The organism is Bacillus sp. CDB3 (assembly GCF_002081505.1).
Classification (GTDB): domain Bacteria; phylum Bacillota; class Bacilli; order Bacillales; family Bacillaceae_G; genus Bacillus_A; species Bacillus_A cereus_AT.
Map to the genome: position 1 here is coordinate 105,243 of NZ_ALBR01000068.1, position 20,310 is coordinate 125,552.

Below are 20,310 nucleotides of genomic sequence, written 5' to 3' on the forward strand. Positions count from 1 at the left end.
ATAAACAAAAGCGAGCTGTATATTACAGCTCGCTCCATTAATTAAATACGTTCCATCGCCGTCTTCAACGTTCCAACAACAAAGGCAATTTCTTCACTTGAAATAATAAGCGGCGGTGCTAATGTTAAAACGTTATTATACCCCGCTGTTGTCATACCGTTCCGCCCTATAATTAAACCTTTTTCTTTACAAGCATTTACAACACTTGCGATTTTGTCATTATCAATTGGCTCTTTCGTCTCTTTATCATTTACTAGTTCAATTCCAACTAGTAGACCTTTCCCTCTAATATTCCCAACAAGTGGATGCTCTCCAATTTCTTCTTTTAATTGCTCTAATAAAAGGGAGCCCATTTGTGCAGAGCGCTCAATTAAATTTTCATTTTCCATAATCTCTAGGTTTTTAAGCGCTAATGCACAAGCTGCTGGATTTCCACCAAACGTATTAATATGGCGGAAGAATTCATATTCTCCTTTCCCTTTAAATTCTTCATATATTTCTTTTTTCACAGCTGTTGCTGATAATGGTAAATATGCACTCGTAATCCCTTTTGCCATTGTAATAATATCTGGTTTCACATCATAATTCATAAATCCAAATGCTTTTCCTGTACGCCCGAAACCGCAAATCACTTCATCGCTAATGAGTAGTGCACCGTGTTTTTGACACGTTTCATGAACAGCTTTCATATAGTCTTGTGGCGGCATTAAAATACCTCCACCTGTAATAATTGGCTCCATAATAAATCCCGCTATGGTTTCACTTAATTCCCATGTCATCACACGATCTACTTCTTTCACACACTCTACATCATAAATATTTTGTGATTCCATTTCTGGCATACGGTAACAATCTGGAGGCGTTATGTGTAAAAAACCTGAAGCAAATGGCTCATATTGATATCTACGCTGTGCTTGGCCAGTTGCTGCCATCGTTGCCATTGTATTTCCGTGATAACCACGATAGCGTGACATAAATTTATAACGATGTGGTTCACCCTTTTGAGCATAATATTGCCTTGCTATTTTAAAAGCCGTTTCATTCGCTTCTGATCCACTATTAGAGAAGAATATAACATACTCTCCACCAAGCCACTCATTTAACTTTTCAGCAAGCTTTATAGCTGGCTCATGTGATTGTGACATCGGAAAGTACGATAATGTTTGCAATTGCTTATAAGCTGCCTCTGCCAGCTCTTTTCTTCCGTATCCACTATTCACACACCAAAGACCACTCATACCATCTAAATATCTTTTTCCTTGTATATCTTCAACCCAGCACCCTTCTGCTTTTGCCCCTACCATTGTACTACTTGGACTAAAGGGACGCATTCCGTGCCAAACATATTGCTCATCTTTTGCTAATAATTCATCGGTTTGTTTTGTCTTCATCATTTCTTCCACCTTCCATAACAACTTATTTTTCACAAAGCTGCGCTGGTACCATGATGAGTTAAATTTCTCCCTGCTTATTTTCATTCCACAAAATTATGACAAATCCTACTTACAATACAGTAATATTTATCCCGCATTAACGGGCAGTAAAACTCCCACCCCAAAATTAAGCTGGAGCAAAGAAGTTAGGTGGGAGATTAACTGCCCGTAAAAGCCCGATTGGTGCGGGCTAATAATCAGTGGGGGATGAACACCCCCCACTGATTAAAGTTTCACTTTATAAGAAAATGACAAAAGAAAAGGAGCTTTTCTTATAATTCGAAAAGCTCCTCTATTTTAATGTGAAGATGCGTCGCTAATACCATGACCAGTATTAGATTTCACAAGAATTTCATCAAACTTCGCTGCATCTTCTTTCTTACTAGAGAAAACAGTTCCTAAATATGCTGCAAGAAATCCAAGCGGAATTGAAATAATTCCAGGTGTCGTATATGGGAATATCGCTTCCCCAACAAATATAGCTTTCCCTGCTACAGGATTCCATACATTAGGACTTAATGCTACAAGAACAATTGCTGATACAAGACCGACAATCATACCACAAATTGCTCCCGTTGTATTAAAACGCTTCCAATAAATTGTGAATAATATTACTGGTAAGTTTGCACTAGCAGCAACTGCAAATGCTAGTGATACTAAAAATGCTACGTTTAATGTTTGCGCAAATAAAGCGAGTATAATAGATACTATCGCTACTCCAATAGATGCATAACGAGCCATGGAAACTTGTTCTTTTTCCGTTGATTTTCCTTTGCGAATAATCTCGTTATAAAAATCATGAGCAAATGCGGAAGCTGCCGTTAATACAAGACCTGCTACTACAGCTAAAATTGTCGCAAAAGCAATCGCCGATACGAATGCGAATAAGAAATCTCCACCTAACGCTTTAGCTAATAAAGGTGCTGCCATATTACCGGCTGGATTTGCTTTAATAATTGCTTCATTTCCTACAAATGCAGCTGCACCAAATCCTAAGAAAATCGTCATAATATAAAATGCACCTATTAACCACGTAGCGTACACAACAGATTGACGTGCAGTTTTTGCATCACGTACTGTGAAAAAGCGGACAAGAATATGCGGTAATCCTGCCGTACCAAGAACTAGTCCTAAATTTAAAGAAAGTGTATCAAGACCATCTTTATACTTTACTCCTGGATTTAAAAATGATTCCTTCAGTGGAGTAGCTGTTTTCATTTGAGCGAACATTTCAGTCACACTGAAATTAAATTTGGAGAAAACGATAACAGAAATAATAAACGTCCCTGCCATAAGTAGTACAGCCTTTACAATTTGAACCCAACTCGTAGCTGTCATTCCTCCAAAAATAACATACACAGTCATAAGTGTGCCCACGATTAATACAGATGTCGTATATTCGATACCTAATAATAATTTAATAAGTGCACCCGCACCGACTAATTGGGCAATCATATAAAAAATCGAAATAGTCATCGTATTAAGCGCTGCAATACCGCGAACCTTTTTCGCATCAAAACGTGCCGCAATCATATCAGCGAGCGTATACTTCCCTAAATTTCTAAGCGGTTCTGCAACTAGGTATAATACAACTAAGTAAGCAACTAAGAAGCCTATACTATAAAAGAAACCATCAAACCCAGTTAACGCTATTGCTCCAGCGATACCAAGAAATGACGCAGCAGACATATAATCCCCAGCAATGGCCAGACCATTTTGCCAACCAGTTAATCCCCCTCCAGCCGTATAAAACTCACTCGCATTTTTCGTTTTTTCGATGCGAAATACGTGATAACGAGTGTACCAAGGACGATAATTAAAAATAGTGCAAACGCAGTAGTATTCAAATTCAGCCCCTCCCTTGTTGCATATCTTGTAGAATTTTTCGCGAGATTTTATCAAAGGATTCTGCTTTTTTGCTATAAATCATACATAATGCCCATGTCATTATAAATTGTGTAAAAGCAAATACCCACGCCCAAGTAACATCACCAAATGCCGGTGTATTGAGCACCTTTGAATACGATGTTAAAATAGGTAGTGCAATAAAAAAGCTTAAGAAGAAAATACTCATTGGAACGATAAACTTCTTTTTCGTATTTAACAGTAATTGAAATTCTTCTGACTGAACAACCTCTGTATAATTCACCTCATTTTGCAACTTACGTGCTGATGTATCATCTCGTTTCATTCTCTAGTCCCCTCTCTTACTTAAAATATAATTCCCCCTTGCATACCTAAAAACTAAATTTTATAAATATTCAGAAACTTATTTCCATTTTAGACAATCCATACATTCCTGCAAAGATTTTTCGATAGACATTTTTCGTCAATTTCTCTTAAATTTTTAATATACTTTTTCAAAATAAAGCGAAACCTCAATTATTTCCCCCCTCATTAAGACAGAAGTAGTGCTTATCGCACTACTTCTGTCTTTGTCTCCTTTTCTAAATTACGAGCTGTTTCACTTAATTCAACGTCTTTTCCATCTTTAAGTGTTCCAAATATAAAATCGAATACTGGATTTGAAACTCCGAACCAAAACTTTTCATTTTTATAATGGTGTAATATGTGCTGTTTTTTTAGCCATCTTCCAAACTTAGTGAAGGGACGAATCGGTTTATGTGCAATATAATGTTTCCATTCATAAACGAGGAGCATGATAATCATTCCTATTCCAAATGAAAGTGTAACAGTAACACTTTTTGTAATACCATACGATATAAGTAAATATATAGTAAAGCTAGGTATACTAAACCATACAGGCAAAAATAAAAGTTTCAAATCATCTGGATATACATGATGATCATAATGTAATCTTCTTAACATTTTTAATAAAAATGCGTTTTTAGGCGGCTTTAAATGGAATAAAAAACGATGCGTCATATATTCGTTAAAAGTATAAAAAGCAATCCCAAACACACACGCTAACATACCGATCCATGTGAAAAATTGCATTTTTAAAATAATGATGAAAATAAATAGAATACTATACATAATAACAATATCATGTTGTAAAAAGAACTCCTTTACCACTCTCTTCATCTTTCTTCCCCCTTTTCCCAAAAAACAGCCGTAACATATCGTTACGACCATTTCTTTTCTATTTTATTCTTATTCTATTCACTTTACAAATTTGCCTGCTGCTCTATTGTCGAGAAAAAAGTGTTCGAACCAAATATATTTTGCTTCGGGATAATGTGTTCTACTGCAAACACCGTTACTTCACCCCTTTGTACTTCTCCAATAATAAGCCCAAATATTTCATGATTTACCGCAAACGTTGGTTGTTTCGTTTGCAGCAACCTTGCTGCATTTTTAAATACCGCTTCATATAATGGGTTCCTGTCAGTAATTTCTTTTCGGATTTTTGGTGCTAGTGTGATGATAATTTCTTTTCCGTCAATAGTGGTTCGATACATAAAAATCTCCCCTTCAATCTTATGTGAACAACTGTAAAGCTTTGTATGCAAAATGGATAGAATATCCTACTAAAATAATACCTGCTCCGGCTGTAATATAGCCAAGTGCTTTTGGTTTTAATAAAGTTCTTCCAAAATGTACAGAAAAAGCAATATTTAAGTTCCACAAAATAATACCAATAATAATGCAAAGACTGTACAAAAAAGCTTCTTGTTTCGTTACCTTTGTAAGCAATGAGCTAAGTGTACTTCCGTATATGCCAAACCAAAAAACGAGATTTAATGGGTTGGATATCGCAATTAAAAATCCCGCCATAAAGGATTGTTTAAGTCCACCTACCTCTTCTTTGTTATATTCCATATTCGAGTGGGAGATTCCTTGTTTTACACTTTGAAATCCTAAATAAAATAGCAGGAAAAACCCAGTGCAGTACATAAAAGCTTGTACATATGTATACATAAACACAGAAGATAAACCAAAATAAATAAGAAGCATAAACAAAATATCAGCAGTCATTCCTCCGATTCCAACAATCCACGCATGCCAAAATCCACGTTCAATTCCACGTTTTAACATTTCAATATTAATTGGACCTACCGGTGCAGCTAATGAAATACCCAATACTATTTGTTGTATAATTGCTCCAAACATCGCTCTATCCTTTCTACTTCTTTTACTATTAAATAATGATGCAAATATAGAAAATAGACTAGCTTTCATAAAAATTATTCACTAATACAATACCCTTTTTTATCCAAAATATACAAAAGAGCCATCCAGTTGATGGCTCTTATTTCTCTATCCTATGATGAAAAGGACATTTACCTTTAATCGGTTCTATATCATCTCCAATAAAATATTGCTTCCATTCACGATGGTCAGGATCGCCATAGTGACTAATGTTAGGATGCTTCGGCAGCTGATCCCACTTTTCAACTCGCTCACGAACCATTTGTCTCGAATATGAGCCTTTTGGACGATCTCCTTCTAAGCCCTCGAAAATAGTTCGTGGTTGGAATCCAATAACGAGAGAATTTCCTAAATGCCTAGTCTTTCGCTGTTTATAAGCCGGTGCATTTCCAAACGCAAATATCGGTTCACCACCAAATGAAAATTCCCATAAATAATGATCTGGATCTTCAGGAATTTGCTTCGGCCATGTTTGATCATCGTTTTCATGTAAATATTGTAGTACTTTCCAAAAATAATCTCGATAATATTCGATTGATTTCTCTTCACATTCCGGTTCTACAAAAAGAAAAAAGCCTCTTCTTACAATTGGCCGTTCTTTCATTAACTCCAAAAAAGATAACATTGTATTGGGTAAATGTCCCCAATCATTATGAGAGAGAAATGAATAACGAAGTTCATTCTTTTTCAAAGCTGTTAAACCGAAATAACACGGAAAAGTTGATTCTAGCACGACATTCGAAAAATCATGAAATTCTTTTGCAACCCAATTCGGTATGTCGACTCTATTTTTCATTCCTTCATTATCTAATAAATAAGACTCATTCATTCTTTCACCTCATTATGTACAGCTTTCATTTAAGAATATTACATACGCGGCTTGTCCTATACCTTATTAAAAATTTGAGCGGAAAGTTATTTAAAAATACAAAAAATAAAACCGCTTACTTGACTAAATTCTACCAATTCGTGTATATTTAAATTAATCATTTAGCAGAATATTCGAGAATATAGCATTTTTAAATTATATTTTCTTTTTAATGAATTTCACTAAATGAAAAAAGTAATCGTTTTTTAGGAGGAATTGTAACATGCAAGGAAAAGTAAAATGGTTTAACAATGAAAAAGGTTTTGGATTTATCGAAATGGACGGCTCTGATGATGTATTCGTACATTTCTCTGCTATTCAAGGCGACGGCTACAAAGCTTTAGAGGAAGGTCAAGAAGTATCTTTCGACATTACTGAAGGAAACCGTGGACCTCAAGCTGCTAACGTAGTAAAACTTTAATCCAACATATGACAGGAGGTTACCTTACTTGGTAACCTCCTTTGTTATTCTTTTGTATATTTCCGTTTTACAGAGCGAAAACTATGTGAAATGTGCAAAATACAAAGGAGGCAATAACAATGAGTTCACATGTAAATGATTTTGAAGAAGTAAAATTCCGTGTAGAAACAGCACAAAAAATGGTAGGTTCTGCAACAATTTCAATGGATCCGGACACATTAGAGCATGCCACTACTGCAGTAGAAGCGGCTCGTTCTCAACTAGAAATTATGAAATCCGTTGCGACGGATTTAGACGAACCGTTTCTAATGAATGAAGAAAAAAAATTAAGTAAATGTGAGCATCAATTACACGAAGCGAAGCACTAAAAAACATCCAGAGAAAATTCTCTGGATGTTTTTTCATGACAATTGCTCTCCATACTTTTTTAATTTCTCTCCAACCGTACATTGCCGTATACAAAAAGAATGGGCATAGTATTTACTATGATTTTTCCGATTATGATTCTGTAAGAAACATCCTTCGCAATACGTCTCTAATAAGTCATTTACCTCTGTAATGAGTTGCTTTTTATTCACCTTTGCACCTCTCTATTCGGTTATTTCTTTATGACTGTCAATCGCCGTCCCTTCTAATGCTTGCGTTGCTAATTGATGCGCCTCTTTATTTTGCTTTCTAGATATCGGTTCACAAACAAGCTTTAATTTCATTTTCTTTGCTTTTTGTTCAATTTGATCTAAGTAATGATTTAAATGTTCATCATAGCAAGGCCATTCACCAGCTAATTGCTGCAGTACAACTTGAGAATCCCCTCGAAGTGTAACTGGTTCATATTTAATTCCTAATTCCTCGAGTATATTCATCCCGTATAATAGTGATGCATACTCCGCTTCGTTATTGTCATATATGCCTTCTATGTATGCATTGCGACGAATTCGATAATTTATATTTCCTTTTTTATAGTATACACATATACCAACCCCAGCTTCTTTCGTCTGTACATCATAACCACCATCAAAATAAACTTGAATTTCTTGAGGCTCTTCCTCCACTTGCTTACTCAGTTTTTTCATTTCTTTTAATGACCATTCCGCGTCCATTTCATCGAAAAATAATAGTTCTTTCGCTCTTCCTGTTTTCTCAAAATCCTCCGCAAATTGAAGTACTTCTTCTATGTTCATGTACTCTGTTGTTAATTCCGTTTGTAAACCACGCTTTGTTTTATACAACCAATGAATTTTATATTTCATACTAGATTCCCCTTATATAAGACTTCTTATATTTATCCCACTATTTACGGCCATTAAGACTCCCACCTTAAAATTTAGCGAAAGCGAAGAAATCAACTGTCCGTAAATACCCGATTGGTGCGGGCTAATAATCAGTCGAGTCCCTCACTAATTAAAGTTTCACTTTATTTTATTATATTTTATCAAGAGTCACAGTATTATATACAATTTAATCATATACAAAAAGAGCCCTCCTAAGTAAGGAATGGCTCTTTCACCTATTACATAAATCTTTCAAATTGTACTCGTTTATTAATCCAGTACATTACAGGCATACCAATCGCCATTACTACGAATTCACCCGCTGCACATGTTAACCAAGTCAACATAAATGGTAAATCAAATGCAAGATGAAGTTCAATTGCAATCATAAACATTGTAATCGTAAAGATAACTGTATTAAAAATCATACGAGCCCAAACACCTTTAATAAATCGCATAGAAATAATCGTTGCAACTAATGCAAGAATAGATTGCCCTACTCCAAATACTAAATCATAAGCGATCATAGGTGAGAAAAAGAGATTCGTTAAAAATACACCTAATACAATTCCGTAAATTGCTTTCTTGTTAAATACAACGAGATGATTAAACATCTCTGAAATACGAAACTGTACATTCGTAAAGCCAAATGGCTGAATAAGCATAGAAACAGCAATATATAATGCCGCTAAAATACCATTACCGACTAAAGTTCTAATATTCATGACAAAATCTCCTTAGTTTTTTTTACGTGGGATGGTTTCGAACCACGTTATTCGTTTTTTAAGCAACAAGATTATATTTTACGCAATAGGTAGTCTTTCGTCAATAGATTCCTATCCTTCACTACCTTTTTCCTTTTAGAAAACGTATAATAAGACATATGAAAGATTTAGGAGGTTTCACTTCATGACAGCAACAATTCAAAATGAAAAAGTGATCGTTTCCATTTCTGACAAAGGTGCAGAATTACAAAGCGTTCGCTTAAAAGAAGATAACACTGAATATTTATGGCAAGGCGATTCTACTTATTGGGGGCGCCGCGCACCAATTTTATTCCCAATTGTCGGCCGATTAGTAGATAATACATACTACGTAGATGGTGAACCATATTCTCTAACACAACACGGCTTTGCTCGTGATCTTACATTCTCTGTAAAAGAACAAAGTAAAACGAAAATCACTTATATTGTAACTAGTAATGAAGAAACATTAAAAAAATACCCATACGAATTCGAATTACTCGTTTCTTATGAGCTAGACGGACAAATCGTTCATGTAACATATGAAGTAAATAACCCTACTTCAAAAGAGATGTTCTTCTCAATCGGAGCACATCCTGGTTTCAACTTCCCCTTATTAGAGGGCGAATCATTTACAGATTATCATTTATCATTTAATGGTTCTGAACGCTTAGAAACAAACGTATTAGAAGGACCTTATCTTTCAAGTAAAAAGCAATTAATCGCTGAAAATACAAATGAATTACCACTTACATACGATTTATTCAAAAATGATGCGCTTATTTTTGAAAATATGAATACGGATGAAATCTCTATTCGTTCTCATAAACATAATAAATTTGTAAAAGTAGAATTTGATGGCTTCCCATTTGTTGGCGTATGGACACCAGGCGAGAACGCACCTTTCTTATGTATTGAGCCTTGGTACGGGATTGCTGATGAAGTAAATCCAGCAAAAGATTTCAAGGAAAAAAAGGAATTCAATCTTTACCAGCGAATGAAACATTTACATGTCGTTATAGTATTACAATCGGCTAAGTTACTCTATCCCCTACTTAAAAGGAAACATATAAGTAGGGGATCATCTTATCATTTGGAGGTTTCTCATTTTGATTGAAGTATATATTGATGGTGCATCAAAAGGAAATCCTGGTCCTTCTGGTGCAGGCGTATTTATTAAAGGGGTTCAACCAGCTGTACAATTATCATTGCCCCTTGGGACAATGTCCAATCATGAAGCAGAATACCACGCTTTACTTGCGGCATTAAAATATTGCACGGAGCATAATTATAACATTGTCTCTTTTCGTACAGATTCGCAACTTGTCGAGCGAGCTGTCGAAAAAGAATACGCAAAAAATAAAATGTTCGCACCACTATTAGAGGAAGCACTGCAGTACATAAAAAGTTTCGATCTCTTTTTTATTAAGTGGATTCCAAGTAGTCAAAATAAAGTCGCTGATGAATTAGCTAGAAAAGCTATCTTACAAAATTAACGGGGGTATGAGTGTGAAAAAAGATTGGATTGCTCCTCTTGCTTTATTATTTGTCTCTTTTATTTGGGGAGCTACGTTTGTTGTCGTTCAAAATGCTATGTCTTTCGTTGGTCCGTTTACTTTTAATGGTATTCGCTTTTTATTCGCCGGAATTATTTTATTATTCGTTCAAATGATTTTCTCAAAAAAATCTTCAAAACAAGATATAAAACAGAGTAGTCTCGCTGGATTAATCGTTGGCTTCTTTTTATGTGTTGGCTATGTATTACAAACATTCGGCTTACTTTATACAACTTCTTCAAAAGCTGGTTTCTTAACAGGGCTTAGTATCGTTATGGTACCAATTTTGTCTTTTATCTTTTTAAAACAAAAAGCTACCATTTTTATCGTACTCGGTATTGCTGTAGCAACAGCAGGTTTATACTTATTAACGGCTGGTGATTCTTTTCAATTAAACATTGGAGATATACTCGTTCTCGGTTGTGCAGTTGCTTTCGCTGCCCATATTCTTGTTAACGGCTTCTTTTCTAAGAAAATATCACCTTTATTGTTAAGCACGTCGCAAGTATTAGCTGTTGGTATGTTTTCTTCTATTTGCGCCTTTTTGTTTGAAGATTGGGAAAAATTATTTTCAGTAGCACTATGGACGAATTCTTCCTTTTTATTTGCTCTATTTCTAACTTCCCTATTCGCGACATCCATTGCTTTTTTCATTCAAACATCGGCACAAAAACATACGTCTCCGACGAGAGTAGCAATTATTTTCGCAATGGAGCCCGTTTTTGCTGCCTTAACAGGCGTTCTCGTTGCAAATGAACAGCTTTCTATTTCTGCTATTATCGGATGTCTATGTATTTTCCTAGGTATGGTTTTTGTTGAACTACCTTCCAAAACAAAAAAGAAGCGCGGGCTGCGTGAAGTTACGCTTGTAACTTCCGCATAAAAGCCTTAGCGCTTTTTTTATCTGTAATTTCTTCTTCTTTCAATCGTTCTAATAACGCAACAAAATAACTCCCATCAAACTGTAATTGATGTTTAATCGTCGCTTCTATTGCTGCGTTTACAATTCCATCAGATGCACCCGTATATCCCTGTCCGAACATAATAAACCCTTGTGCTTCCTCTGATAATTTAAATCCTTTCGTATGTAAGAATGAAAGATAATCTTCTACTGTTTGCATGATATTCCCACCTACTCAAAAATTCTCCACTTCTTATCATACATGTTTTTACACGCTATGAGAATGAAATTTATTTGACAACTTTGTAAATCTATCGTCTACTTCGTAGACAATAAAGGATTTCCTTACAATATAAAAGAATATGTAAAATGGAATTTATTTTATATTAAAGGGGATATCGAATGAAACAAGCACTATTAATTATCGATGCTCAGCAAGAATTAATTGATGGAAATGAACAAGAAAATGAAGTTTTTCGTAAAACCGTGCTATTATCTACACTAAATACAGCTGTACAAAAAGCAATAGATTCAAATGCCCTTATTGTTTTCGTAAGAGATATCGATGTTGCTTCTGGTAGTGGTGTAGGATTTGAAGTACATAATCAAATTAAAGTACCTCAGTCTGCAATCCTTATTAATAAAGCAGCAACAAACTCATTCTATGGCACTTCTTTACTTGAACTTTTAAAAGAAGAAAAAATTAATCATATTGTTATAGGTGGATGTAAAACAGAACATTGCATTGACACCGCAGTTAGAACAGCTACTGTACAAGGATTTGACGTTACATTAATTAAAAATGGTCATTCCACAACTGATTCTGACGTATTGTCTGCGGAGCAAATTATTGGTCATCATAATAAAACTCTACACGGTCATTATAATGTTGATCATTTTTCTATGGTGAGAGATATCGAGGAAGATCTCTTTCAACCAACTCATGACCAATATCGTGAATAGGTTAACCACAAAAAAGAATCCTTTACTTTACAAGGATTCTTTTTCATCCAAAAATTTGAGCTGCAATGCTATATAGCTCATTATTCCTTTTTAATAATTGATCACGATTTTTTATCATAATTGGTGGTTTATTAACCTTTTGGAAACCAGTAGTCTCTAATTCTTTCATGAAACCTTTCTTTCCTTCTGGTACATCAATTCTTAATTTACCATTATGCTCTCTTGCTAAATAATGAACAATTTCCATTGCCATCGTATCATTTTTAGCAACGACTGGTCCTATTATTTTATTTTCTGGCGTTTGTATACTCATACCATAGCCTAATACATTTTGTTTTGTATCCTTTATAAGGATACACTGTTCACTTTGCATAATTCTCTTCTTTAAAAACTCTTTTCGACTTGTTCCAAATGCACCTTCATCTATTTTTATTATTTTTTGTAAATCAAACTCTTTATAATTCATGATATGACCTTCATTTCCTACACATTTATAATTCGCACTATATGAGTTACATATGTATTTAGAAACATAGCTTACAGCTCTGAATCCTAATTTTTCATATAAAGGCTTTCCCTCATCCGTAGCAATAAGCATAATTAGAGTATGAGCTGATACGCTCTTAATACATGAATCTGTTATACTTTTACCAATTCCTCTTCCTTTATAATCTGGATGTACCATAACCATTCCGACAGATGCCAATGTCTCGCCGTATAATATAATTGCCGCACTTGCAATAAGCTCTTTTCTCTCATTCCATATACCGTATACAATACCTGAATTAAAAATTGTTTCAATTTCTTCTGCGTTATAATCCCAACCTATCCTTTCCGATAGACTAATAAGACACGGTATATTATTTTCTCCAAGCCTCTTCACTACATTCACACAGTGTCTCCCCCCCTCTTTATTCCCCCTACCCTTTTCACTATAACACCCCTCCACAAAGTGAAGGGGTGTTTAGATGAATTTTTACTTAATTATTTGATCCACTATATGCTACATGTCGTTTCTCAATTCGTTCTTCAATCTCTTTCATATTCTCTTTATTATTTAATAGTGATTGTTTATTTTCAATTAATAATTGTTTAAAGGATTTTCTCACTTTTTTTCGCATTTTCATTTTCCTCCTTGGGGGATGGTTTATATAAAAGATAAGGAATTATCTGTGTGTTCTTATAATAATTGATTGTTGTGAAATCTATTTGAACTTCATATGAAAGTTCCGTTTATTTTCTGACAACTTTGTGAACAAAAAAGAAAGACCGATTAAAAATTATTTAATCGATCTTTCAACTTCTTACAACATATTTATTAATATTTCAGGTCTTCCCCAATTCATTTCTTCACAAACGAATCTAAGTTTTTCTTCATCCATTGTGTGTAACCCTTCTTCTAGTGAACATGAAATTGGAACTTCACAATGAATTTGCGCTAACTGTAAAGAGATATTTAAGTTCTCTAAATCACTTTCAATTTTTGTGCGCTGTGCTTTTGTTAATGATGCTATATTTTCTAGTACAGCTGATACTGTTCCGTGTTCTTGAATAAGCTTATACGCTGTTTTTTCACCAATACCTTTTACACCCGGATAATTATCACTTGTATCTCCCATGAAAGCTTTCGCATGAACAATTTGCCAAGGTTCTACACCTTTCTCTTCCATGATTTTCTCTGGTGTGTAATACTCGTAATTTCCAATTCCTTTACGAAGAAGCATAACTGTAACATTCGTATCAACAAGTTGAAGTAGATCTGTATCTCCAGTTAAAATATGAACTTCCGCTTCGTTACAATATTGTTTTGCAAGTGTACCGATACAATCATCCGCTTCATAACCTTTCATACCGATGACTGGAATAGATAATTTCGCAGTCATTTCTTGCACTAAATCAAATTGTGGAATTAATTCTTCCGGCGGTGCTGCACGATTTGCTTTATAATTCGAGAACGATTCTGTTCTAAATGTCGTACTTCCCATATCCCAGCACGTTACAATGTGTGTTGGCTCAATTGCTTGTGTTGCCGTTAATAAATGCTTCATATAACCATGAATCCCATTCGTTGGGGTACCATCTTGTCTCTTCATAAATTGTCCGTAGACACTTGTTGCGTAAAAAGCACGAAATAATAGTGCCATACCATCAACTAATAATACTTTTTTCATAATACCTCTCCTACTAACAAAAAATAATAACCTCACGTTATCACGTAAGGTTATATATAGATTACCATTCTACGTTTTTGTTCAACTTTGTCTATTATACATTGTTTTTTTATATTTAGCATCATTAACAAATTAAGACGTTCTACCACAACAAGTATGAAGTATTCCTGAATACGTATTTTTACCTGTCGAAACAACTACAGCTTTTGCAGTTCCACCAACAATATACGTACCTTTGAAACATACATTCTCAAGTTCAAGTGGATTATAGTCTTTCATCCGTTTTAATGGAATAAATCGTTTACGTTCTAGATGATAGCAGCTTTCAAATTTCTCAATACTAGCATCGTTTCCTGTCAGCATAGATTCATTCACTAATAAATCATTTGCATAAATAATACGTACATCTGCTGGTACTGTATCGCCCTCTGAAAGAAAAATCATATCCCCAGGTACAAGCTCTTGTACTGGTAGCTTCATCATTTTCAATTCATTGTTTAGCCCTGTTAGGCTAGATGCTTCTACTCTAGAAACAGTAACTGTTTCACATTGTAATTCATCACGTGCATTTTGTTTTGAAAGACCTGGAATCATTTCACTTAGCTTTATCATCACTTCCGCAATACGCGCTCTTTTTGAAATTAATTCATTTCGGCCGTATACTTGAATTCGTTTTTGTGCTTCTTTCACAGATAGTCCGTCTCTTGTTGTTTTAAAATACGCAAATACAGATTTTACATCTCTCGTTGCAATTTCAATTAATAAATCTTTATTTTTTTGGAGCATTATTTGTTCTTTTACTGATTTTTTACTTAGTTTATATGACGTGTTACCCACAGTTTTGTTTGCATATAACATATTATCGTCTCCTCCTTTATAACATAGGAAGAAACGCTTTGTTTCTCAATTTATCCACTTTAGCGTGAAAGTGTCTAGCGCTGGAATACTCAAATAAACGCTACATTATGATAAATATAAAGGGAGGAACAAGTCGTTTCCTGCCTACATCATATATTTTTGATTTGAAGCATATGGGTAACGGAACCGAGTCAGAATTTGACATGCTCCTCACCTCCTCATTTATTTTTTAGTTATAATCTATACTATGAAATTACTCATAGCTTTGTAACAAAAAAGACCTTTACTCATAAGAGAGCAAAGGTCTTTGCATACACAAATAAACGATTCCTAATATAATTAGAAATCTACGGACCTCTCCCTCACCGAGTTTTAGCACTGTATAGCATAGGTTCATTACCAGCTACGTTAAGAAAAACCTTAATTCGATCATTCCTGTTGACCCATTGGCGTCTCTCGACATTTTTGGGCAGTAGCATTTCTCTATACAGGAGCCTCACCTAACAGAGACTTATTTTCATTACATAGAAAATGTTACTCTTATTTAAAATAGATGTCAACACTTTGTATGGAAACTTTTCCTTATTACAACAACTACCTCTTGTAGAGTACACTAATACGCATTCAACTACATAAAGTGAAACTTTAATCAGTGGGGGTTTTGTTCATCCCCCACTGATTATTAGCCCTCTCCAGTCGGGCTTTTACGGGCAGTTAATCTCCCAACTAACTTCTTTGCTCCAGCTGAATTTTGAAATAGAAGTTTTACTGCCCACAAATAGCGGGATAAATTACTTGAACATATATTGCAAAAAATTAGCACATAAAAAATAAAATCCTTACGTTAAAACGTAAGGGTTTTAATATGTTACACAACCAGCAATTACAACTCCGATTGAAAGTGATAAAAACATAAGGAATAGACCGACTGCTTGATTATCTTCTTCGAGGCTTTTATTAATGTTAAAACGTGGTGTAAGCCATTCTGCTAAATAAAATACAACAATCTGTGCTAATATCCCAACTGCTCCCCACGAAACCATATCCAAAAGTGAAATAGAATTAGCAGCTGTTGAATATAAAACGATAGCTAGCCCAAGTACTTTTCCTCCAAGTACATAGCTTACCGCTTTGTTTCCTTGAGCCATTAACTTGAACTCTTTCACTTTCGTTGTTACTTCCATAAGAAAAAGGCCGATAGATAACAGTGCAAGTGATACTCCTAAATATAGTAAAAAATTAATCATTTATTTTCCCCCTTCTTAATACCTACCGGTAAATAATACGATTCATTCCCTGTAATTTTTCCTCCAGCACGTATACCGATACCACTCGCTTTTCCAGCAATTAAAAACGCCCCAAATACATATGAGAGCTCTTCAATCCCTTTTTCAGTTTCCAGAACAACTACTGGAAGCTCTGTATATTCTTGAAATATCGGTAGTGACGTTTTATATGTTTCATGCACATTTCGAATTATAATACTTGCGTCTTTATCACGAATCGTAATCGTATCCCCTTCCCTACCAAACGAAGGTTTTTGAACGAAAGAATTCTTTTCCAAAAATAAATCCGGCTCTAAATATGTAGGTAACATGTATTCTTTAATCCACTGTTGTTCCTCACTTGTGTAAAAAGCACCTTCTTCTGCTAATCCCCAAATAAGACATTGAATTGATTTAGGTTGAAGTAAAAAAGCCGATATAGGATTTATAATAAAAAGCTTTCCTTCTTTCACAAGTTGCAAAAGTTCCACTCCTACCAAATCCCCTGTTTCCGGATCTTGATCTTCAATCAAATCTTCAATCGGATATGTTTGACGATACAAAACATCGATTCGTACACCATCTCCATCTACTAAAGCATCATCAGTAATTCTAAGCTCCGACATCGGCATCACTTTATTTTCAACTTGACATAACTGACTCAAATACATAGTCGTATTCCAATCTTCTATATGTTCATGATGAGATGTAAAAACGACATTTGGAGTCTCTATCCCTTTTGTTGCTTCCATTACAGCCTTTGTAATACCAGAAGACAGTAAACGCTCGTCATTTACATTTGGGTTATCATAGCCTAGTTCTTCACAAACTTTCCCATTCATTTGAAAGCATTCTACAATAAAAGTTGGTGTATCACTATTAAACTCAAGCATTTTAATACAATTATCATCTGTTAAGGCAAAATCAAATCGTGAAATAACAGATTCAGGATACAGTCCTTTCAACCTAATAAAAGGCAAGCTTGTAGGTGGAAAACCAAATTCTAGCAGCTGCTCGTCAGATAAACTCCGAAGAATTCTAGCAGTCTTAAAAAATATTTCCCCCATTCGTTCAGTCGCTACTTGCAACTGTTTCATAATTTGCTCTGTTATTGGAAAAACATGAAACAAACTATACTCACTTTCATATAAATCCGACCAGAAATTTGGATAATTCGAATAAAATTCTTTTCGTCTCTTTATGTATTGCGACATATTTTAGCCTCCAAATCCACCCTTTGAACCGCTTCCAATTCCACCTTTAAATTCTGACGAAGATTGATAAGATTTAAACTCTGATGAATTTTTGAAAGTGGATTTATTTTGATAGTATTTACCACCATAAAAGTAATGTCCTCTATAACCAGAACTACTATCTTCACACTGCCATACACCCAGTTCATCATCCCAATCCCAATCAGAACAACTATTATCATTCGGTTCAGGGGGAATATCTTGCGTGCAGCCAAATAAAGTGCCTGTCATTAGAGACGTTAAGACACCGCCTACTAGCCATTTTGTTTTTGTCACCTTTGCACTCCCCTTTATAAATTATATTTCTATTATATAAGAAGCTATGATAAAGTAGAAGAAAAAGGAAGAAGAGGGATAAAATGAGATTAGAATATCGACTCAATGATGAAACTAAGCTATTTCCTGCTTTATGGAACTACACAAACATTTCTATCTCTGAAATCGTCGCACGAATGACTTGTGAATATTTTATAAAAGATAGCAATACGTATATTGTTACTGCCACTTCAGTAGATCCAGACGGAACAGCAGTTATATATGTTCAAAAAGAAGCGTTTTCCAATGACCCTTCAGATCCTACATACTCCCACATAGGTTTTGAAATTAGAGAACTAAAGGAAACGAATTCTATTATAATAGAAAGTAAAGATGTGTGGAATTACGAGGAAATCTTACCGTCACTCCATTCAGATATTATATATATTCAACGGGATGGAATGCATTTAGAATTCACCCTAGATTCAAGAGAAATTGATGAAGACCGCAAGTGCTATATTTATTATGGGAATTTCACAGGTGAATCGAGATAATATGAACATATTTATTCAACAAAAAAACCTTACGTATAAAACGTAAGGTTTTTATATAGCCCCACATATGCCGTTATCTATAGATGTCCATAAACCTGCTCTCACAGGTGGATGTTCTCACAAATGTTTGTAACTTCCTTCTTAAAAAGATGGCCTGCTATCTACATTTAAATATTGAACTTCCGTATTATACTTATTGGTTTAAGACATACACAAGCTACGTACACCGTAGGAATTTTATATAATGTTAGTTGAAATAAGACCCCCGCACGTGCCGCTCCTCGTAAATGTCCAAAAACCCGCTACTCGCAGGTGGATGCCCTCACAGTTACCGTACATCTTCCTCCACAAGGAAGGCTTGATGATGGTCGCTAAATATTGAGCTTCCGTATAACTAACATCGGTTTTAGACATAAATAAGTTACGTACACCGCAGGATGTATTATTCACTTGTCGTTATATTATCACATTGTTTCCAATGTGTAAAATATATTATTTTTGAAGCAATCTCTTGCTTGTGACCTTATTTTAATACAAATTATTTTTGCATGCAAGTGATTAATCTTCTTCTTTTACAATTTGATTTTCTGGATAAGAAATCCAATCACTCCAGCTACCTGCATACAATTTAACATTTTGAAAACCAGCTAATTTTAATGCAACTATGTTTGGACACGCTGTAACGCCAGAACCACAATATACAATTGTTTCCTTCTCTTTATCGAGATTTTGGAAACGTCCTTGCTGTTCCTCGTTGTTTTTAAAACGTCCTGATTCTAAAATTCCATCTTTCCAAAAATAGTTTACTGCTGTCGGAATATGGCCTGCCTTTGGATCAACAAGTTCCTCTACACCAGCATAACGTTTTGGCTCTCTAGAATCAATTAACGTAACATCTGCACCTGCAAGGATATTCTCTCTGACCGTTTCCATCGTTACAAGCATATGATCTTGTATGCTCGCTTTGAATGTTTTTCGGGTAACAATAGGAATTTCCTTTGTTACCGGTAGTCTCTTCTCTTGCCAAGCTGGAAATCCGCCATCTAATATATATACTTTCTCATGTCCTACATAGTTTAATAACCACCATAAACGAGAAGCATTTGCACCCGCTTGACTGTCATATGCAATTACTATCGTATGTTCATCAATACCAGCTTGCGAAAGCTTGTCTGCAAACTCCTCAATATTTGGCAACGGATGGCGACCACCATGTTCTGTTACAGGACTTGATAGATCTAAATTTAAATCAAAATATAACGCATGAAGAATATGTTCTTCCTCATACTTTTCTCTACCCCAATTAGGATTCGCTAAATCAAAACGACAATCGATTATACGGACGTTCTCATCTTCTATATGCTCACGTAACCATTCGACTGTAACTATCATCTTTAACGACCTTCTTTCTCTTGCAAACGACTTACATACTCCATAACCATTTCTTCTGTAACATATTTACGCTGTAGTGTAACACCATTTTTTGCAAGATCATTAATTTGCTTTGTTACAACATTAATGACATCAACCGAAAATTCTTTCCCATTTGACGCAAGAGATACGGCTACTTCAATAGCTGCTTCACGCTGCGCATCTAATTGTAAACATGCTTTTACACTTTCATTTTGTTTACGAGAATGTGCTGTAATTGCTTTATGTACTTCCATCTTCTCTTCCCCCTAAAT

General features: G+C 34.9%; 25 protein-coding genes, 2 other RNA genes, 2 pseudogenes and 2 riboswitches. Of the genes and pseudogenes, 7 read left to right on the plus strand and 22 right to left on the minus strand.

The features are described from left to right. Positions 1–41 precede the first annotated feature (41 nt). From CDB3_RS16255 to CDB3_RS16285, 7 genes and pseudogenes are all read right to left on the minus strand, one after another. Positions 42–1,391 carry an aspartate aminotransferase family protein gene (locus CDB3_RS16255; RefSeq protein ID WP_128855271.1) on the minus strand — a complete coding sequence of 450 codons (1,350 nt, stop codon included), beginning with the start codon at positions 1,389–1,391 and terminating at the stop codon, positions 42–44. A gap of 339 nt (positions 1,392–1,730) precedes the next feature. Then, positions 1,731–3,280, minus strand: a pseudogene (locus tag CDB3_RS16260) (solute symporter family protein). Positions 3,281–3,282: 2 nt separating this feature from the next. After that, positions 3,283–3,624, minus strand: coding sequence for a DUF485 domain-containing protein (locus CDB3_RS16265; RefSeq protein ID WP_128855238.1), 342 nt, complete (start codon positions 3,622–3,624; stop codon positions 3,283–3,285). Positions 3,625–3,848: 224 nt separating this feature from the next. Further along, a complete protein-coding gene (locus CDB3_RS16270; protein ID WP_070141582.1) occupies positions 3,849–4,478 on the minus strand; it encodes a sterol desaturase family protein in 630 nt (209 codons plus the stop codon). A gap of 83 nt (positions 4,479–4,561) precedes the next feature. Then, a complete protein-coding gene (locus CDB3_RS16275) occupies positions 4,562–4,855 on the minus strand; it encodes a cytoplasmic protein (RefSeq protein ID WP_097831673.1) in 294 nt (97 codons plus the stop codon). Positions 4,856–4,874: 19 nt separating this feature from the next. After that, the gene (locus CDB3_RS16280; RefSeq protein WP_000466555.1) at positions 4,875–5,507 is read right to left on the minus strand and encodes a LysE family transporter; all 633 of its coding nucleotides are present in this window, start codon (positions 5,505–5,507) and stop codon (positions 4,875–4,877) included. Between the two features lie 139 nt (positions 5,508–5,646). After that, entirely contained in the window at positions 5,647–6,375 is a 729-nt protein-coding gene (locus CDB3_RS16285) for a YqcI/YcgG family protein (RefSeq protein ID WP_128855239.1), read from the minus strand. A 262-nt stretch (positions 6,376–6,637) separates the two neighbouring features. Here CDB3_RS16285 and cspB point away from each other — a divergent pair, with 262 nt between their 5' ends. Then, positions 6,638–6,835, plus strand: coding sequence for a cold shock-like protein CspB (gene cspB / locus CDB3_RS16290; protein WP_001161729.1), 198 nt, complete (start codon positions 6,638–6,640; stop codon positions 6,833–6,835). A 119-nt stretch (positions 6,836–6,954) separates the two neighbouring features. Then, a complete protein-coding gene (locus CDB3_RS16295) occupies positions 6,955–7,203 on the plus strand; it encodes a DUF2564 family protein (protein WP_048373299.1) in 249 nt (82 codons plus the stop codon). A gap of 33 nt (positions 7,204–7,236) precedes the next feature. On the opposite strand, the gene CDB3_RS16300 is transcribed toward CDB3_RS16295, so the two are convergent. From CDB3_RS16300 to CDB3_RS16310, 3 genes are all read right to left on the minus strand, one after another. After that, positions 7,237–7,413: a zinc-finger domain-containing protein gene (locus tag CDB3_RS16300; RefSeq protein ID WP_033711748.1), complete on the minus strand. Its 177-nt coding sequence runs from the start codon at positions 7,411–7,413 to the stop codon at positions 7,237–7,239. A gap of 12 nt (positions 7,414–7,425) precedes the next feature. Beyond that, positions 7,426–8,085 carry a ribonuclease H family protein gene (locus CDB3_RS16305; RefSeq protein WP_128855240.1) on the minus strand — a complete coding sequence of 220 codons (660 nt, stop codon included), beginning with the start codon at positions 8,083–8,085 and terminating at the stop codon, positions 7,426–7,428. 260 nt (positions 8,086–8,345) lie between these two features. Next, complete coding sequence (locus CDB3_RS16310) at positions 8,346–8,831, minus strand: QueT transporter family protein (protein ID WP_001026466.1); 486 nt, start codon at positions 8,829–8,831, stop codon at positions 8,346–8,348. A gap of 6 nt (positions 8,832–8,837) precedes the next feature. Beyond that, a riboswitch (PreQ1 riboswitch) is annotated at positions 8,838–8,883 on the minus strand. A gap of 132 nt (positions 8,884–9,015) precedes the next feature. Here CDB3_RS16310 and CDB3_RS16315 point away from each other — a divergent pair. The 3 genes and pseudogenes from CDB3_RS16315 to CDB3_RS16325 all read left to right on the plus strand — a co-directional run bounded on the left by CDB3_RS16315 (position 9,016) and on the right by CDB3_RS16325 (position 11,288). Continuing rightward, a pseudogene (locus tag CDB3_RS16315) lies at positions 9,016–9,887 on the plus strand (aldose 1-epimerase family protein). A gap of 71 nt (positions 9,888–9,958) precedes the next feature. Beyond that, entirely contained in the window at positions 9,959–10,345 is a 387-nt protein-coding gene (locus CDB3_RS16320) for a reverse transcriptase-like protein (protein ID WP_000573873.1), read from the plus strand. Positions 10,346–10,358: 13 nt separating this feature from the next. Then, positions 10,359–11,288 carry a DMT family transporter gene (locus tag CDB3_RS16325; protein WP_128855242.1) on the plus strand — a complete coding sequence of 310 codons (930 nt, stop codon included), beginning with the start codon at positions 10,359–10,361 and terminating at the stop codon, positions 11,286–11,288. Here the strand turns inward: CDB3_RS16325 and CDB3_RS16330 are convergent. Next, positions 11,266–11,526 carry a DUF6123 family protein gene (locus tag CDB3_RS16330; RefSeq protein ID WP_001195212.1) on the minus strand — a complete coding sequence of 87 codons (261 nt, stop codon included), beginning with the start codon at positions 11,524–11,526 and terminating at the stop codon, positions 11,266–11,268. The genes CDB3_RS16325 and CDB3_RS16330 overlap by 23 nt on opposite strands. A gap of 182 nt (positions 11,527–11,708) precedes the next feature. On the opposite strand from CDB3_RS16330, the gene CDB3_RS16335 reads away from it, so the two are divergent. Beyond that, on the plus strand, positions 11,709–12,269 hold the full coding sequence (locus CDB3_RS16335) for an isochorismatase family protein (protein WP_128855243.1): 561 nt from the start codon (positions 11,709–11,711) through the stop codon (positions 12,267–12,269). Between the two features lie 43 nt (positions 12,270–12,312). Here the strand turns inward: CDB3_RS16335 and CDB3_RS16340 are convergent, their stop codons facing one another. From CDB3_RS16340 to CDB3_RS16370, 7 genes are all read right to left on the minus strand, one after another. Beyond that, entirely contained in the window at positions 12,313–13,161 is an 849-nt protein-coding gene (locus tag CDB3_RS16340; protein ID WP_128855244.1) for a GNAT family N-acetyltransferase, read from the minus strand. A gap of 88 nt (positions 13,162–13,249) precedes the next feature. Next, positions 13,250–13,390, minus strand: coding sequence for an FbpB family small basic protein (locus CDB3_RS16345; protein ID WP_071723192.1), 141 nt, complete (start codon positions 13,388–13,390; stop codon positions 13,250–13,252). A gap of 183 nt (positions 13,391–13,573) precedes the next feature. Continuing rightward, on the minus strand, positions 13,574–14,440 hold the full coding sequence (locus tag CDB3_RS16350; RefSeq protein ID WP_128855245.1) for a 5'-3' exonuclease: 867 nt from the start codon (positions 14,438–14,440) through the stop codon (positions 13,574–13,576). Positions 14,441–14,572: 132 nt separating this feature from the next. After that, on the minus strand, positions 14,573–15,298 hold the full coding sequence (locus CDB3_RS16355) for a P-type ATPase actuator domain-containing protein (RefSeq protein ID WP_128855246.1): 726 nt from the start codon (positions 15,296–15,298) through the stop codon (positions 14,573–14,575). 349 nt (positions 15,299–15,647) lie between these two features. After that, positions 15,648–15,813, minus strand: a riboswitch (M-box (ykoK) riboswitch). 345 nt (positions 15,814–16,158) lie between these two features. After that, entirely contained in the window at positions 16,159–16,545 is a 387-nt protein-coding gene (locus tag CDB3_RS16360) for a DUF350 domain-containing protein (protein WP_128855247.1), read from the minus strand. Continuing rightward, on the minus strand, positions 16,542–17,777 hold the full coding sequence (locus CDB3_RS16365; RefSeq protein WP_128855248.1) for a glutathionylspermidine synthase family protein: 1,236 nt from the start codon (positions 17,775–17,777) through the stop codon (positions 16,542–16,544). The genes CDB3_RS16360 and CDB3_RS16365 overlap by 4 nt, the downstream gene beginning before the upstream one ends. 3 nt (positions 17,778–17,780) lie before the next feature. Further along, positions 17,781–18,092, minus strand: a complete 312-nt coding sequence (locus CDB3_RS16370; RefSeq protein ID WP_128855249.1) for a hypothetical protein — start codon at positions 18,090–18,092, stop codon at positions 17,781–17,783. Between the two features lie 83 nt (positions 18,093–18,175). Between CDB3_RS16370 and CDB3_RS16375 the strand changes: the two genes are divergently transcribed. Beyond that, entirely contained in the window at positions 18,176–18,625 is a 450-nt protein-coding gene (locus CDB3_RS16375) for a hypothetical protein (protein ID WP_128855250.1), read from the plus strand. A gap of 54 nt (positions 18,626–18,679) precedes the next feature. Here CDB3_RS16375 and ssrS (CDB3_RS16380) read toward each other — a convergent pair. The 4 genes from ssrS (CDB3_RS16380) to CDB3_RS16395 all read right to left on the minus strand — a co-directional run bounded on the left by ssrS (CDB3_RS16380) (position 18,680) and on the right by CDB3_RS16395 (position 20,292). After that, a non-coding RNA gene (gene ssrS, locus CDB3_RS16380) (6S RNA) lies at positions 18,680–18,863 on the minus strand. A gap of 21 nt (positions 18,864–18,884) precedes the next feature. Continuing rightward, a non-coding RNA gene (gene ssrS, locus CDB3_RS16385) (6S RNA) lies at positions 18,885–19,067 on the minus strand. Between the two features lie 116 nt (positions 19,068–19,183). Then, on the minus strand, positions 19,184–20,017 hold the full coding sequence (locus tag CDB3_RS16390) for a sulfurtransferase (RefSeq protein ID WP_128855251.1): 834 nt from the start codon (positions 20,015–20,017) through the stop codon (positions 19,184–19,186). 2 nt (positions 20,018–20,019) lie between these two features. Then, on the minus strand, positions 20,020–20,292 hold the full coding sequence (locus tag CDB3_RS16395; RefSeq protein ID WP_087950312.1) for a YpbS family protein: 273 nt from the start codon (positions 20,290–20,292) through the stop codon (positions 20,020–20,022). Positions 20,293–20,310 lie beyond the last annotated feature (18 nt).

Coding starts and splice junctions, on each gene's coding strand:
- CDB3_RS16255 (WP_128855271.1), bottom strand. CDS start 1,391: ATGAAGACAAAACAAACCGATGAATTATTAGCAAAAGATGAGCAATAT.
- CDB3_RS16265 (WP_128855238.1), bottom strand. CDS start 3,624: ATGAAACGAGATGATACATCAGCACGTAAGTTGCAAAATGAGGTGAAT.
- CDB3_RS16270 (WP_070141582.1), bottom strand. CDS start 4,478: ATGAAGAGAGTGGTAAAGGAGTTCTTTTTACAACATGATATTGTTATT.
- CDB3_RS16275 (WP_097831673.1), bottom strand. CDS start 4,855: ATGTATCGAACCACTATTGACGGAAAAGAAATTATCATCACACTAGCA.
- CDB3_RS16280 (WP_000466555.1), bottom strand. CDS start 5,507: ATGTTTGGAGCAATTATACAACAAATAGTATTGGGTATTTCATTAGCT.
- CDB3_RS16285 (WP_128855239.1), bottom strand. CDS start 6,375: ATGAATGAGTCTTATTTATTAGATAATGAAGGAATGAAAAATAGAGTC.
- cspB (WP_001161729.1), top strand. CDS start 6,638: ATGCAAGGAAAAGTAAAATGGTTTAACAATGAAAAAGGTTTTGGATTT.
- CDB3_RS16295 (WP_048373299.1), top strand. CDS start 6,955: ATGAGTTCACATGTAAATGATTTTGAAGAAGTAAAATTCCGTGTAGAA.
- CDB3_RS16305 (WP_128855240.1), bottom strand. CDS start 8,085: ATGAAATATAAAATTCATTGGTTGTATAAAACAAAGCGTGGTTTACAA.
- CDB3_RS16310 (WP_001026466.1), bottom strand. CDS start 8,831: ATGAATATTAGAACTTTAGTCGGTAATGGTATTTTAGCGGCATTATAT.
- CDB3_RS16330 (WP_001195212.1), bottom strand. CDS start 11,526: ATGCAAACAGTAGAAGATTATCTTTCATTCTTACATACGAAAGGATTT.
- CDB3_RS16335 (WP_128855243.1), top strand. CDS start 11,709: ATGAAACAAGCACTATTAATTATCGATGCTCAGCAAGAATTAATTGAT.
- CDB3_RS16345 (WP_071723192.1), bottom strand. CDS start 13,390: ATGCGAAAAAAAGTGAGAAAATCCTTTAAACAATTATTAATTGAAAAT.
- CDB3_RS16350 (WP_128855245.1), bottom strand. CDS start 14,440: ATGAAAAAAGTATTATTAGTTGATGGTATGGCACTATTATTTCGTGCT.
- CDB3_RS16355 (WP_128855246.1), bottom strand. CDS start 15,298: ATGTTATATGCAAACAAAACTGTGGGTAACACGTCATATAAACTAAGT.
- CDB3_RS16360 (WP_128855247.1), bottom strand. CDS start 16,545: ATGATTAATTTTTTACTATATTTAGGAGTATCACTTGCACTGTTATCT.
- CDB3_RS16365 (WP_128855248.1), bottom strand. CDS start 17,777: ATGTCGCAATACATAAAGAGACGAAAAGAATTTTATTCGAATTATCCA.
- CDB3_RS16375 (WP_128855250.1), top strand. CDS start 18,176: ATGAGATTAGAATATCGACTCAATGATGAAACTAAGCTATTTCCTGCT.
- CDB3_RS16390 (WP_128855251.1), bottom strand. CDS start 20,017: ATGATAGTTACAGTCGAATGGTTACGTGAGCATATAGAAGATGAGAAC.
- CDB3_RS16395 (WP_087950312.1), bottom strand. CDS start 20,292: ATGGAAGTACATAAAGCAATTACAGCACATTCTCGTAAACAAAATGAA.